General features: G+C 64.6%; 13 protein-coding genes. 10 read left to right on the plus strand and 3 right to left on the minus strand.

What is annotated here, in order from left to right:
* Positions 1-462 precede the first annotated feature (462 nt).
* From NLM15_RS16795 to NLM15_RS16825, 7 genes are all read left to right on the plus strand, one after another.
* Positions 463-1,245, plus strand: a complete 783-nt coding sequence (locus tag NLM15_RS16795) for an aspartate/glutamate racemase family protein (RefSeq protein WP_254118171.1) — start codon at positions 463-465, stop codon at positions 1,243-1,245.
* A 34-nt stretch (positions 1,246-1,279) separates the two neighbouring features.
* A complete protein-coding gene (locus tag NLM15_RS16800; RefSeq protein WP_375166841.1) occupies positions 1,280-1,708 on the plus strand; it encodes an organic hydroperoxide resistance protein in 429 nt (142 codons plus the stop codon).
* A gap of 12 nt (positions 1,709-1,720) precedes the next feature.
* Positions 1,721-2,899, plus strand: a complete 1,179-nt coding sequence (locus tag NLM15_RS16805) for a thiolase family protein (protein ID WP_254118172.1) — start codon at positions 1,721-1,723, stop codon at positions 2,897-2,899.
* Entirely contained in the window at positions 2,896-4,137 is a 1,242-nt protein-coding gene (locus NLM15_RS16810; protein ID WP_254118173.1) for an SDR family NAD(P)-dependent oxidoreductase, read from the plus strand. Before NLM15_RS16805 ends, NLM15_RS16810 begins: the two co-directional genes overlap by 4 nt.
* 34 nt (positions 4,138-4,171) lie before the next feature.
* Positions 4,172-4,954 (plus strand): cyclase family protein, encoded by a 783-nt coding sequence (locus NLM15_RS16815; RefSeq protein ID WP_254118174.1) that lies wholly within the window; start codon positions 4,172-4,174, stop codon positions 4,952-4,954.
* A gap of 61 nt (positions 4,955-5,015) precedes the next feature.
* The gene (locus NLM15_RS16820) at positions 5,016-6,173 is read left to right on the plus strand and encodes an ABC transporter substrate-binding protein (protein WP_254118175.1); all 1,158 of its coding nucleotides are present in this window, start codon (positions 5,016-5,018) and stop codon (positions 6,171-6,173) included.
* A gap of 11 nt (positions 6,174-6,184) precedes the next feature.
* A complete protein-coding gene (locus tag NLM15_RS16825; protein WP_254118176.1) occupies positions 6,185-7,831 on the plus strand; it encodes an ATP-dependent acyl-CoA ligase in 1,647 nt (548 codons plus the stop codon).
* A 19-nt stretch (positions 7,832-7,850) separates the two neighbouring features.
* Here NLM15_RS16825 and NLM15_RS16830 read toward each other — a convergent pair whose 3' ends face one another.
* Together NLM15_RS16830 and NLM15_RS16835 are read right to left on the minus strand one after the other, a co-directional pair.
* Complete coding sequence (locus tag NLM15_RS16830; protein WP_254118177.1) at positions 7,851-8,405, minus strand: MarR family winged helix-turn-helix transcriptional regulator; 555 nt, start codon at positions 8,403-8,405, stop codon at positions 7,851-7,853.
* 126 nt (positions 8,406-8,531) lie between these two features.
* Entirely contained in the window at positions 8,532-8,732 is a 201-nt protein-coding gene (locus NLM15_RS16835) for a hypothetical protein (RefSeq protein ID WP_254124754.1), read from the minus strand.
* On the opposite strand from NLM15_RS16835, the gene NLM15_RS16840 reads away from it, so the two are divergent.
* The 3 genes from NLM15_RS16840 to NLM15_RS16850 are packed head-to-tail and all read left to right on the plus strand — an operon-like array spanning position 8,664 to position 12,632.
* Entirely contained in the window at positions 8,664-10,985 is a 2,322-nt protein-coding gene (locus NLM15_RS16840) for a bifunctional salicylyl-CoA 5-hydroxylase/oxidoreductase (RefSeq protein ID WP_254118178.1), read from the plus strand. The genes NLM15_RS16835 and NLM15_RS16840 overlap by 69 nt on opposite strands.
* A gap of 16 nt (positions 10,986-11,001) precedes the next feature.
* Positions 11,002-12,180: an acyl-CoA dehydrogenase family protein gene (locus NLM15_RS16845; protein ID WP_254118179.1), complete on the plus strand. Its 1,179-nt coding sequence runs from the start codon at positions 11,002-11,004 to the stop codon at positions 12,178-12,180.
* 20 nt (positions 12,181-12,200) lie between these two features.
* Positions 12,201-12,632: a RidA family protein gene (locus tag NLM15_RS16850; RefSeq protein WP_254118180.1), complete on the plus strand. Its 432-nt coding sequence runs from the start codon at positions 12,201-12,203 to the stop codon at positions 12,630-12,632.
* A gap of 83 nt (positions 12,633-12,715) precedes the next feature.
* Here the strand turns inward: NLM15_RS16850 and NLM15_RS16855 are convergent, their stop codons facing one another.
* Positions 12,716-12,916 (minus strand): hypothetical protein, encoded by a 201-nt coding sequence (locus NLM15_RS16855; RefSeq protein WP_254118181.1) that lies wholly within the window; start codon positions 12,914-12,916, stop codon positions 12,716-12,718.
* Positions 12,917-13,331: the final 415 nt, after the last annotated feature.

Raw genomic sequence — 13,331 nt, forward strand, 5'->3', positions numbered from 1 at the left:
GCTCAAATCGCGGGCCCATCGGCGGAAGCCGGCGGGTGCCTTTCGCGGGGACGAGACGTGATTGCCGCAGTCGCGATGCGCGACCGGCGATGCTGCTGCCGGCTCTTCAAGCCCGACGAATGTCCACGCGATCGAGTTTCTCAAAATCGGTGCCCTGCAACATCATTGTCTTGGCCATCGGCCGCAGCCGGTGGAGGATTACTTAAAGCCTAAAGTATTCCTGGCGGGGCCGTCAACACGCGTCACAGCGCTGTCAGAAAAAAATGTTGTTGCATACAATTCCATCAGAGTTCGCCATTTCCTTGATCTCTTTGTCCCTCAAAAAGGGCGTCATCGCCGCTGCGTGAGGGGGCCTCCCGTCGGAGTTGCCGCGCCCATTTGACGGGTCAATTAGTTTATGGTTGAAATATATCGTGGAAGCCGGCGACCGATCCTTCGATGGACCGCTCGAGGAGAAGGACGATGCGCATCTTCTGGCAGAGCTTCGTTGATGCGAGCGCGAATGCGCCCTACATGGCGCTGCTGTCGGAATACCTCAACAAAATCGCGGCGGCCGGCACGACGGTCCACGTCGAAGGGATTTCGCCGCCGGACCGCGAGTTCGGACGGCTCGCCGAACTGCGCTGCGCGGTCCAGGCCATCGACAACGGCATCGCGGCCGAGGAGGGTGGGTTCGACGCCTTCGTCATGGGACATTTCCAGGATCCCGGTCTCTACGAGCTTCGCTCGGCGCTCGCCATTCCCGTAATCGGGACCGGCGAGGCGACGCTGCTGGCGGCATCGCAGCTCGGCCGGCGCCTGGGTCTCGTCACGCTCGACCCCGTTTTCGAAGTCTGGCACTACGAGCAGGCCGAACGTTACGGTCTCGGTGACCGCGTCGTTCACGTCACCGGCATGGGCTGCAAACCCGAGGATTTTGCCGATGCGTTCGCGGGCAACGAAGCGGCCCAGGCCCGCATGATCAGGGATTTCGTCGCCTGCGCGCTGCCGTTGACCGAGCGCGGCGCCGATGTCGTGATCCCCGCCGGTGTCCTTCCCGGTCTCTTGATTGGACGGGAGCATGGCCTGAAGGTCGGGCACGCACCTGTCGTCAATTGCGCGGCCGTTGCGCTCAAGAGCGCCGAGATGTGGGTGCAGCTCAGGCGCCTCAATGGCACCGAGCCCAGCCGCGGGCCGAGCTTCAGTCGCGCCAGCGACCTGGCCCGCAGCGATTTTCGCGCCATGCTCGCACGCAACAAGCGTTAGGGCGGGCGCAGCGCCGAGTTCTGGAGAACGAGACATGATGACACCCGAAAAGATCCTGTACGAGACCGAGGTCACGGCCACTGGAGGCCGCGACGGCAAGGCCGCAAGTTCGGACGGTCTCCTGTCGGTCTCGTTGTCCTTGCCGAAATCGATGGGCGGTCCCGGCGGCGAGGGGACCAATCCGGAGCAGCTCTTTGCGGCCGGCTATGCCGCGTGCTTTCTTGGCGCGGTCAAGCTGGTGGCGCGCACGCGGAAGATCGTGCCGTCCGCTGAGCCGTCTGTGACGGCAAAGGTCGCCATGGGGCCGGTCCCGGTCGGATATGCGCTCGCCGTCGAATTGAAGGTCGATCTGCCCGGGGTCGAGAAGGCGGTCGCCGAGGAGGTCGTCGCCGGTGCGCATGAGCGTTGTCCCTATTCGAACGCGACACGCGGCAATATCGACGTCAGGCTGGCGGTGATCTGAGGCGCGCGACCGGTGAAGAATTCCCAGCGCACACCGTACGACGGCATCGTGATGGCGGCTCCCGTCACGATTCCCTATGCGCGCTATTCCATCGAGAGCGCGCAATGGTGGATTGGCCGTGCGCTTGGCGAGCTCGTAGCCCGGGCCGGCATCAAGGCCTCTGATATCGATGGTCTTTGCGTCTCGAGCTTCACTATGGGCACCGACAGCGGCATCGGGCTCACGCAGCATTTTGGTCTTTGCGTCCGCTGGCTCGACACGATTCCGCTTGGCGGCGCCAGCGCCATCGCGGGCTTGCGGAAGGCTGCGCGCGCGGTCCAGGCCCGTGACGCCGACATCGTCGCCTGCGTGGCGGGCGACACCAACCATGTCGATTCCTTCCGCCTGACGCTCGAGAATTTCTCGCGCTTCAACCAGGACGCCGTCTATCCTTACGGCGCGGGCGGCGCCAATGCGAGCTTCGCGCTGATAGCGCGCAACTATATGCGGAGCTTCGGCGTCACGCGCGAGGACGTCGGCAGGATCGCGGTCGCCCAGCGCGCCAATGCGCTACGTAACCCGCACGCCCTGATGAAGGTGCCGCTGACGCTCGAACAATATCTGGCGGCGCGGCCGATTTCCGACCCGATCCACCTCTTTGATTGCGTGATGCCCTGCGCGGGCGCGGAAGCTTTTCTGGTGATGCGCGAGGAGACCGCCGCATCGCTTGGGCTGCCGGCGGCGCGACTGCTGTCGACGATCGAACGGCACAACGCCTTTGCCGACGACCCGATGCAGGTGCGTGGTGGCTGGGCGATGGACGTCGGCGAGCTCTATGCCATGGCCGGCGTGAAACCCGATGATCTCGATATCGTCCAGACTTACGATGACTATCCCGTCATCACGATGATGCAGTTCGAGGATCTCGGCTTTTGCAAGAAGGGCGAGGGTGCGGAGTTCGTTCGCGCGCACGATCTCACCATTGACGGCGATTTCCCGCACAACAGTTCGGGCGGACAGCTCTCCGTCGGGCAGGCTGGCGCCGCCGGTGCCTATCTTGGTCTCGTCGAGGGGCTGCGGCAGGTCCTGGGAGCCGCGGGTCCCACGCAGGTCAGGAATGCGCGCCTCGGCTTGGCCTCCGGGTTCGGTATGATCAATTATGATCGCGGCCTCGCCTCGGGCGCCGCGATCTTTGCAGGGCCTTCACGATGATCGATCCGATCAAGCCGCCCCGCCGCAAGAACCCGCTGCTGCGGACGCGGCTCCCGGCATCGCCGCCGAGGCCGCGTAGCCGGACATCGCACGGGTTCACGCGGGCGGCGGCCGAGGGGCGCTTCATGCTCCAGCGCTGCGACGCCTGCGGCGCTTTCGCTTATCCGGCGCGGGATGCTTGTCCCTCCTGCCTGTCACCGGCGCTCGCGTTTGCGGACGCGCCAGGCCGGGGCACGCTGCTCGCCGAGACGACGGCGCGCGTGCCGAGCGATGTCTATTTCCGCGAACGGGCGCCCTGGCGGATCGGTCTCGTCAAGATGGACTGCGGCCCGACGATCGTCGCGCATCTCCACGCCGACTGCGCCGAGGGCGCGCCGGTCCGCATGTCGTTTCAGCTCGACAAGAGCGGTCAGGCGGTGGCCTTTGCCCGACCCGAGGGGGAGACTCCCAACATGGCAGACGACAGGCAATGGCGGGAAATGACGGCCGATCCGAAATTCAGGCGGGTGCTCGTCACCAACGGCCGCAGCGTAGTCGGCCAGGAGGCCGTCGCGGCGTTGACGGCCGCGGGCGCCAAGACGGTGTTCGTTGGCGTGGCCGAACCCTGGCGGCCGTTTGCCGGCGAGGATCTGCTGCGCGGGCAAGAGGGCGTTGAGGTCGTCACGCTCGACGCGGCCGATGAAAAATCTGCCGCTGATCTTGCCGCCGACATCGGTGGCAAGGTGGATATCCTCGTCAATACGACCGAGTATGTGCGAGCGGGTGGTCTGCTCGACCGCAAGGGGACGAGCATCGCGCGGGACGAGATCGACCAGGCCTATCTCGGCTTCATCAATCTCGCACAGGCCTTTGGGCCCGCCATGCGGATGCGCGGCGCCGACGGCGTCAACAACAGCGTCGCATGGGTCAACATCCTGTCGGTCTACGCGCTCGCGAACTGGCCGGCCTTTGGCGCTTACTCGGCCTCGCAGGCTGCGTGCCTGTCTCTCTCGCACTGCCTTCGCGCGGAGCTGCGGCCGGGCGGCATCAAGGTCATGAACCTGTTCACCGGGCCTGTCGACACCGAGTGGTTCCAGACCGTGCCGCCGCCGAAGGTCGCACCGCGCGCGATCGCGCAGGCGATCGTGTCGGGGCTTAGAGGCGGGCTCGAAGAGATGTATGTCGGGGACGTCGCCGAGGAAATCCGGCTGCGTCTCGCGGCGAATCCGAAAGCGCTCGAGCGCGAGCTCGACAGGTGAGGGGCTGATTTCAACCAAGCCGGAGGACGTGACTATGCAAAGCAAGAATCTCCTGGAGCTGGCCGGTGCAATTTCTTCCGGCGCGGTGCGCGTCGTCGATCTGACCTTTACGCTCAGCCCGGATTTTCCGGTCATCGTGCTGCCGCCGGAGTTCGGCCAGGCGGCGCCTGTCCGCATCCAGGAAATCTCGCGATACGATGGTCGTGGCCCGGCCTGGTACTGGAACAACGTGACGTTCGGCGAGCACACCGGCACGCATTTCGATGCGCCGATCCACTGGTTCACCGGCAAGGATCTGCCGAACAATGCCGTCGACACGATGCCGGCCAAGGACATGATCGCTCCGGCCTGCGTCATCGACTGCTCCACGGAAGCCGCGCAGGATCCCGACTTCGTGCTGACGGTACCGATCGTCGAGGCCTGGGAATCGAAGCACGGGCGCATCCCTGCGCGCCATTGGGTCCTGCTGCGCACCGACTGGTCCAAGAAGGGCTGGCGCGACTATTCCAACCTCAGGGATGACGGTGCGCACACGCCGGGTCCGAACCCCGCGGTCATGAAGTGGCTGGTGGAGGAGCGCGGCATCATCGGCTTCGGCACCGAGACCATCGGCACCGATGCGGGGCAGGCCGGACATTTCGAGCCGCCTTATCCGGCGCATCACTTCCTGCACGGTGCGGGCCGCTACGGCCTGCAATGCCTTTGCAATTTGGACCAGCTTCCGGCCACCGGCGCCGTCATCGTGGCATCGCCCCTGAAAATCCAGAACGGCTCCGGCAGTCCGCTCCGGGTCATTGCGCTGGTTGGGGCGAATTGACGAAGGCATGGCGCTTGCCGAACGAGACAAGAGACGAAACCACTCACGAAAGACAGGTGCCATGAACTTGATGAAGAGCCTATTGGCCTCCACCGTGCTGCTCATTGCCGTGCCAGAGATCGCGCAAGCGGACATTCTCGTCGGCTTCGTGACCGGCCTCAGCGGACCGGTGTCGTCGATCGGGATTCCGAACGGGAAGGGGATTGCGGCGGGCCAAGCCTATATCGGCGAGGTCGGTGGCGAGAAGCTTCGCCTGATTCAGCTCGACGATGGCTCCGATCCGACGGCGTCGGCGCGCAATGCGCGCAAGCTTGTCGAGCAGGAGAAGGTCGATATTCTCATCGGCACGTCAGGCGCACCCCAGACGCTGGCGATGGCGACCGCGGCGATCGAGATGAAGATCCCGATGATCGCGGTGTCCCCGATCGCGCCGGTGCCATCAGGCGATGGCGGCCCCTGGGTCGTGCAGACGCCGCAGCCAACGCCGCTCCTCGTCCAGGGCATCGTCGATCATATGAAGGCTCACGGGTTGAAAACCGTCGCCTTCATCGGCTTCTCCGATGCGTTCGGCGACCTCATGTACAGTTCGCTCGAGCAGAGTGCGAAGGCGGCCGATATCAAGGTCATCGCGAACGAACGATATGCGCGATCGGATTCCTCGGTGACGGCCCAGGTGCTGCGCGCGGTCGCCGCGCGCCCTGACGCCATCATGCTCGGGGGCACCGGTACGCCCGGCGCGTTGCCGGTCATCGGCTTGTCCGAACGCGGATATAAAGGACCGCTCTACGGCAATCACGGGCTCATCAGCGCCGATTTCCTGCGCCTTGCGGGCAAGGCCGCCAACGGCATCATCTGCCCGACCGGACCGGTGACCGCGGCCGAGCAACTTCCAGCCAGCAATCCGATCCGGAAGGTCGCGCTGGATTTCCGGTCGGCATTCGAGAAGGCGAATGGCGAGGCCCCGACGGATTCGTTCTCGTCATACTCCTTTGACGGCTGGCTGGTGTTCGTCGACGCAGCCAAGCGCGCGATGGCGACCGGCGCCAAGCCGGGCACGCCGGAGTTCCGCAACGCGCTGCGCGAGGCGCTGTTCACGATCAAGGACGTGGTGGGGACACAAGGCGTCTACACCTATACGCCGGCGGATCGGCACGGCGTCGACGCTCGTGCGCGCATTCTGGTTCAGATCGAAGACGGCAAATACAAACTGCTGCCGTGAGCGAGGCGCATATGGCGGAGCCCAGCGCGATGTCGGGGGCCGGGGAGGCGGCTGCGGCGCCGGCTTGGGCCCGCGCGGTGGAGCTGTTTCCACCGTCTGACCGGATCCTCTCCACCATCCTCACGCGGCAGGCCGAACGCTACGGGGATCGCGCCCTGCTCGTCTCGGGGGAGACGCGCTGGACCTACGCGCAGACCGCCGCGATCGCGGCTGCATCGGCGCAGGCGCTCGTCGACGCCGGGATCCAGCCCGGCGACCGGGTCGCCCTGATGTGCTCCAACCGGCCGGAGTTTCTTCAGGTCTATCTCGGCTGCGCCTGGCTCGGTGCGATCGTGGTGCCGATCAACACGGCGCTGCGCGGATTCCAGCTCTCCCACATCTTCCGCAATTCGCGTCCTGCGCTCCTGGTCGTCGAAGCGCCGTTCCTTGCTGCGATCGAAACGGTTGAAGCAGACGTCGAACTTCTGTCTCAGACGTGGATGATCGGAGCTGCTACCGAGACAAGCGGCGCGACGATTTCGCCGGTGCCACTGCCGGCTCTCCGAGCCAGGGCCTCCGCCAGTCCCGTGCGACCTGGCGACACGGTCGCCATTCTCTACACATCCGGCACGACCGGCCCCGCCAAGGGCGTGTGCTGTCCCCAGGCGCAACTGTTCTGGTGGGGCATCTACTCGGCCCGGGCACTCGGCATCCGCGAAGGTGACGTGCTGTTCACGACGCTGCCGCTGTTCCACACCAACGCGCTGAATGCGTTCTATCAGGCCCTGCTAAACGGATGCACTTACGTGTTGGAGTCGAAATTCTCCGCCTCCGGCTTCTGGGCTGCCGCGCGACGGCACGATGCGACCGTCGGCTATCTGCTCGGCGCCATGGCATCGATGCTGCTGGCGCAGCCCAAGACCGGAGACGACAGAGCGCATCGGCTTCGCGTCGCGCTTGGCGGCGGCGTGCCGCCGCAGATCCACGGGCCCTTTTTCGAGCGGTTCGGCGTACCACTGGTCGATGGCTACGGATCGACGGAGACCAATTTCGTGTTCGCAGGCTCGATCCCGTCCGATCGCCCCGGGACGATGGGATATCTTGCTGAAGGCATCGAAGCCCGGATCGTCGATGCAGACGATTCTGAAGTTCCTGACGGGCAGGCTGGAGAACTGCTGCTGCGGGCCAGCGAGCCTTTTGCGTTCGCGACCGGCTATTTCGGCATGCCGGAGAAGACGGTCGAGGCCTGGCGAAACCTGTGGTTCCACTCCGGTGATCGCGTGGTCCGCGATCCGGACGGGCATTATCGCTTCATCGATCGCATGAAGGATTCGATCCGCAGGCGCGGCGAGAATGTTTCTTCATGGGAGGTGGAGCAGGCCATCCAGTCCCATCCCGCGGTCGCGGCCTGCGCGATCTATCCGCTGCCTTCGGAATTGGGCGAGGACGAGGTTGCAGCCGCGATCCTGCCGGAGCCCGGCCAATCGATCGAGCCGATCGACATCATCCGTCATTGCGAAGGGAAGATCGCCTATTTCGCCATTCCCCGCTACGTGCGGATTGTGAGCCAGATGCCGCTGACGGAGAACGGCAAGATCAAGAAGGGCGCACTGCGCGAGGCGGGCGTGACGACGGATATTTGGGACCGCGAGGCGGCTGGCATCAAAGTGCGGCGCTAACGTCCGACGCCGCGGGGCTTCACGGCTTTTCCAGCGAGTCCCTGACGGCGCCCTTTAGCTGGTCGAGCTCACCGATCAACCCGTCGAGCCTTTCAGCTGGGAATTCCGCCAGCAGCTCCGCGAGCCATGAGCCATGGCTCTTTGCCATGCGCCGGAAGGCCTTTCGGCCCTCGACCGTCATGCAGACGATCTGCACGCGGCGGTCGAGCGTCGACGGCGTGCGGGTGATGTAACCGTCCTCGACCAGGCGGTCCACGATCGGCGTGAGGTTCCCGGCTGATACCATCAGGCGCTTGGGCAGCTCTCCCAGCACAAGTCCGCTCGGCTCGCGGTCGAGCTGGGCCAGCACGTCGAAGCGAGGCATGGTGAAGTCGAATTCGTCGCGAAACCGGCGCCGCAGCTCGCCCTCGATCAGGGTCGTGCAGGCCAGCAGCCGGAGCCAAAGCCGCGTTTGAGCCCTGTACTCGGCCTCCTGGTCTGCCCCATTCCTGGGCGAAACAGGCGGGGACTCCTTCGCGAGTGCCAAATCGAATCTCCTGGGAGCGTCCCGCCCGTCGAGAACGGGCGGCGTCATGAACATCTGCAAGATAGTTCGTGCCAAAAGTAAATTCAAGGCTTGGCGGAATCCCCGGAGAATCGGCCTCGCTTTGCGGTAAATCTGCAGCCAGTCACAAGACTGTAGCAACGCTTGGTGGCGATCTCAAAAGCCGCCGACAGGCATCTTGACAATCCGCGCGCCGTCGAAATATTTTATGCTTAAAATAATTTGTGGATCGGCATTCCCGGGGGTTTGCAGCTCGGCAAATGGCGCGGCGCGCGAAAGCGAGGGATCATGCGCATAGTCTGTATCGGTGGCGGCCCGGCCGGGCTCTACCTCGGCCTCCTGATGAAGCGTCGCCATCCGGAGCACATCATTAGCGTCGTCGAGCGCAACAAGCCCTACGATACGTTCGGCTGGGGCGTCGTGTTCTCCGACGCCATGATGCAGGCGATGCGGATTGCCGATCCCGAGAGCGCAGCCGAGATCGAGGACGCGTTCAATCACTGGGACGATATCGAGCTCGTCTTCAAGGGGACGCGCCAGCGCACGACTGGCCATGGCTTCATCGGTATTGGGCGCAAGCACCTGCTCAACATCCTGCAACGGCGCTGCGAGGCGCTGGGCGTCGAGCTCGTCTTCGAGCGAGACGTGGAGTCCGATCTCGAGTTTCCCGATGCCGATCTGATCGTCGCCTGCGATGGCGTCAATTCCAGGATCCGCGCCCGCTATGCCGAGCAATTCCAGCCCGACATGGTGATCCGGCCGAACCGCTACATCTGGCTCGGCACCAAGAGGCCGTTCGACGCCTTCACGTTCGATTTTCAGAAGACCGAGCATGGCTGGTTCCAGGCGCACATCTACAAGTTCGACGCCGAGACCGCGACCTTCATCGTCGAGACCACGGAAGAGGCCTACAACGCCCACGGGCTTGGCGAGCTCGATCAACAAGGATCAATCGAGTTCTGCGAAAAGGTCTTCGCCGAGACGCTCGACGGCGCGAAGCTCCTCACCAACGCGCGCCATCTGCGCGGGTCGGCCTGGCTCAATTTCAGCCGCTTGATCTGCGGCAAATGGAGCGTGTTCAACGGCCGCTCCCATGTCGTGCTGATGGGCGATGCGGCACACACCGCGCATTTCGCGATCGGCTCGGGCACCAAGCTCGCGCTCGACGACGCCATCGAGCTAGCCAACCAATTTGACCGTCACGGTCATGGCGGCGACAACATCGGGGTTGTGCTGGAAGCCTACGAGGAGGTGCGCCGTGTCGATGTCGCGCGCATCCAGAATGCGGCGCGCAACGCCATGGAATGGTTCGAGGTGGTTGGCCACCGCTATGCCGATACGCTGGAGCCGCCGCAATTTTTCTATTCGATGCTGACGCGCTCACAGCGGATCAGCCACGAAAACCTCCGCCTGCGCGATCGCACCTGGCTGGAGGGTTTTGAGCGCTGGTTCGCCGCGCGCTCGGGGATCGCCGTCAAGGACGGCGAACGTGTCCCGCCGCCGATGCTGACGCCGCACCGCGTGCGTGGCTTGTCGCTTGCGAACCGCATCATGGTTTCGCCGATGGCAATGTATTCGGCGCAGGACGGGCTCATCAACGACTTCCACATCGCCCATCTCGGCGCGCGTGCCATGGGGGGCGCCGCGCTGATCTTCGCCGAGATGACCTGCGTCTCGCCGGATGCGCGGATCACGCCGGGCTGCCTTGGGCTCTGGAACGATGAGCAAGCGGCGCAATGGCGCCGGCTGGTCGAGCTGATCCATGGCCTCGGACACGCCAAGGTCGGCATTCAGCTCGGCCATGCCGGGCGGAAGGGATCGACCAGGCTCGCGTGGGAGGGAATCGACCAGCCGCTGGAGACGGGCAATTGGCCGCTGATCTCGGCATCGGCGCTGGCCTACCTGCCCAACGGACAGGTGCCGCGGGCGATGGACCGCAGCGACATGGATCGCGTGCGCGACGATTTCGTCGCGGCCACACGCCGGGCAGCGGCGGCCGGCGTCGAGTGGCTCGAGCTCCATTGTGCCCACGGCTATCTGCTGTCGAGCTTCCTGTCGCCGCTGACCAACCGGCGGACTGACGAATATGGCGGCAGCCACGAGAAACGTGCGCGCTTTCCGCTGGAGGTCTTTCGCGCCATGCGTGCGGTGTGGCCGTCGGATCGGCCGATGTCGGTACGGCTGTCGTGCCACGACTGGACAGAAGGCGGCAACACGCCGGCCGACGCGGCAATCTTCGCTGCGATGTTCAAGGAGGCCGGTGCCGATGTGGTCGACTGCTCGTCGGGGCAGGTCTGGAAGGAGGAGCGGCCGATCTATGGTCGCCTGTTCCAGACGCCGTTCGCCGATCTGATTCGCAACGAGGTCGGTATCGAGACCATCGCTGTCGGTGCGATCTCCGAGGCTGATCACGCCAACTCGATCCTCGCCGCAGGCCGCGCCGATCTCTGCGCCATTGCGCGGCCGCATCTTGCCGATCCTGCCTGGACGCTGCACGAAGCAGCACGTATCGGCATCACTGCAGTCGATTGGCCGAAGCAATATCTGTCGGCCAAGGGGCAATACGAAACCAATCTGGCACGCGCCGCTGCAGCGGCTGCCGCCCAATGAGCGGAGGAGGGAACATATGAGCTCCGTTGCAAAGGTCATCCGGCGCGAGTGGCTCGACTGGCCGTTCTTCGAGCCGCGTCATCATGCGATCGGCGAGGCGCTCGACCGCTTCGTGCAGTCGGGAGTTCTCGACAAGATCGATCACAGCGATGTCGACGGTGCCTGTCGCAAGCTCGTGCGCGCGATGGGCGAGGCGGGGTTGCTCGATTGTGCGGTCGCTGCACCTGACGGTGACGCGGCTACGATCGATTCGCGCTCGATCTGCCTGTCGCGTGAGTCGCTCGCCTATGCCGACGGCCTCGCCGATTTCGCCTTTGCCATGCAGGGGCTTGGTTCGGGCGCAATCGCGCTCGGCGGTTCCGCGGAGCTCCGCGAGGCCGTTCTGCCGAAAGTCCGGTCGGGCGAATGGCTTTCCGCCTTCGCGTTGTCCGAGAAAGAGGCGGGATCCGACGTCGCGGCGATGTCCTGCACGGCCCGCGCCGATGGCGACGACTACGTCGTCGATGGCGAGAAGACCTGGATCTCCAACGGCGGGATCGCCGACGTTTACACGCTCTTTGCGCGCACTGGCGAGGCGCCGGGCGCCCGGGGCATTTCGGCCTTCGTCGTCTTCCCCAGTGATCCCGGTTTCAGCATTGCCGAGCGTATCGATGTCATCGCCCCGCATCCGCTCGCGACACTGCGCTTCACGAACTGCCGGATCCCGGCAAGCCGGCGGCTCGGCGCGCCGGGTGGCGGATTCAAGCTCGCGATGCAGACGCTCGACATCTTTCGTGCGTCGGTCGCCGCGGCGGCCCTCGGCTTTGCGCGACGGGCACTTGACGAGGCACTGTCGCATGCGCGGAGCCGGCGCATGTTTGGGGCGACGTTGGGTGATCTCCAGCTGACCCAGGCCACGCTCGGCGACATGGCAACGGACGTCGATGCAGCAGCGCTCTTGACCTATCGCGCGGCCTGGCGCCGCGACGTTCAGAAGTTACCCACCACCCGCGAAGCCGCGATGGCAAAGCTGACCGCCACCGAAACCGCGCAGCGCGTCATCGATCGGGCCGTACAGATGTTCGGTGGTCGTGGCGTGCGCAAGGGGGAGGTCGTCGAAAGCCTCTATCGCGAAATCCGCGCGCTCCGCATCTACGAGGGCGCGACCGAGGTTCAGAAGCTGATCGTGGCGCGTGAGCTGCTGAAGCCGCGCTGATTGCAGAGAGTTTTAGCACAATGAAACAAGAAGAGCTCACACTGACCGACGCGACCCGTGGTCTGCGGGTGCTTCAGCCTGGCGGCTGGCCGCAGCCGAAGGGCTATGCGAACGGCATCACGGCCGAAGGACGCCTCGTCGTGACCGGTGGTGTCGTCGGCTGGGACGCTGCGGGTCGATTTGCGGACGGGTTTGTCGCGCAGGTGCGGCAGACTCTCGAAAACATCGTGGCGATCCTGGCGGAGGGCGGTGCTGGACCCGAACATCTCGTGCGCCTGACCTGGTATGTCGTCGACATGGACGAATACATTTCCAATCTCAAGATGCTCGGCAAAGCCTATCGTGACGTCGTCGGCGTCCACTACCCGAGCATGGCGCTCGTCCAGGTCGTACGTCTTGTCGAGCCAGCAGCGCGCGTCGAGATCGAAGCGACTGCCGTTATTCCTCGTTGACGCGCGCAGGCTTTCCCGCTGTTGCTGAGCCATGGTCGCCTCCGTTACATGTGGGTGCCGAGAGCAAACCCGGCCGCGAGGAGTCAACCAAGCGAGACCGCCTGCGCCACCATGAGCCCAGCACCCAGGATGCAGATCAGGCCGGCAAAAAACTCAAAGACTGACGGCCCGGGGCGGCCCACCGCAAACAGCGCAAGGATGGTCGCAATGCCGAACCGAATGCCCTGTGGCGTGAGGCTATCCCACCCGATAATGTCCCAGCCGATAACCGAAAGAGGACTCATTTCCTGCCTCCTGTCTTGGAAACCTTTCGTTGCCCGGATTTCCGCGCACTTCCGACGCCGTTGGCATCGTCCCTGGCAACTTTGCTGTCGTCGATCATGAGTAGTCTCCTGGTCTGTGGGTGCTGATCCGCTCTTTATGTTGCCAGACTTGGAGGCTGTGCGATGTGATCGCACTCGCACTCGTGCGCTCTACCGGGCAGCGGGGCGAATTCTAGTTTGACCGCCTTTCCCGTTAAACGCCCATCCAGGCGCTCAGATTTTTTCTGAGGTCGGCCTTCGGTGAGGGCGAAGAGACTCGCCGAACGAGGCACCGGCGCCGGTCTCACCGCAAGAAGCACCGCCAACGGCTGGCGACACCCCGCCGACGGTTGCGGCAAAAACAAAAGAGGCCGCCGACCAGGGCGGCCTAACTGCC

Origin of the sequence: Bradyrhizobium sp. CCGB20, from assembly GCF_024199855.1 — a bacterium.
Classification (GTDB): Bacteria; Pseudomonadota; Alphaproteobacteria; order Rhizobiales; family Xanthobacteraceae; genus Bradyrhizobium.

Bases quoted from the DNA above. Each gene is read 5' to 3' on its own strand.
- NLM15_RS16795 (WP_254118171.1), top strand. From the start codon at position 463: ATGCGCATCTTCTGGCAGAGCTTCGTTGATGCGAGCGCGAATGCGCCC.
- NLM15_RS16800 (WP_375166841.1), top strand. From the start codon at position 1,280: ATGATGACACCCGAAAAGATCCTGTACGAGACCGAGGTCACGGCCACT.
- NLM15_RS16810 (WP_254118173.1), top strand. From the start codon at position 2,896: ATGATCGATCCGATCAAGCCGCCCCGCCGCAAGAACCCGCTGCTGCGG.
- NLM15_RS16815 (WP_254118174.1), top strand. From the start codon at position 4,172: ATGCAAAGCAAGAATCTCCTGGAGCTGGCCGGTGCAATTTCTTCCGGC.
- NLM15_RS16820 (WP_254118175.1), top strand. From the start codon at position 5,016: ATGAACTTGATGAAGAGCCTATTGGCCTCCACCGTGCTGCTCATTGCC.
- NLM15_RS16825 (WP_254118176.1), top strand. From the start codon at position 6,185: ATGGCGGAGCCCAGCGCGATGTCGGGGGCCGGGGAGGCGGCTGCGGCG.
- NLM15_RS16830 (WP_254118177.1), bottom strand. From the start codon at position 8,405: ATGACGCCGCCCGTTCTCGACGGGCGGGACGCTCCCAGGAGATTCGAT.
- NLM15_RS16840 (WP_254118178.1), top strand. From the start codon at position 8,664: ATGCGCATAGTCTGTATCGGTGGCGGCCCGGCCGGGCTCTACCTCGGC.
- NLM15_RS16835 (WP_254124754.1), bottom strand. From the start codon at position 8,732: ATGGCGACGCTTCATCAGGAGGCCGAGGTAGAGCCCGGCCGGGCCGCC.
- NLM15_RS16845 (WP_254118179.1), top strand. From the start codon at position 11,002: ATGAGCTCCGTTGCAAAGGTCATCCGGCGCGAGTGGCTCGACTGGCCG.
- NLM15_RS16850 (WP_254118180.1), top strand. From the start codon at position 12,201: ATGAAACAAGAAGAGCTCACACTGACCGACGCGACCCGTGGTCTGCGG.
- NLM15_RS16855 (WP_254118181.1), bottom strand. From the start codon at position 12,916: ATGAGTCCTCTTTCGGTTATCGGCTGGGACATTATCGGGTGGGATAGC.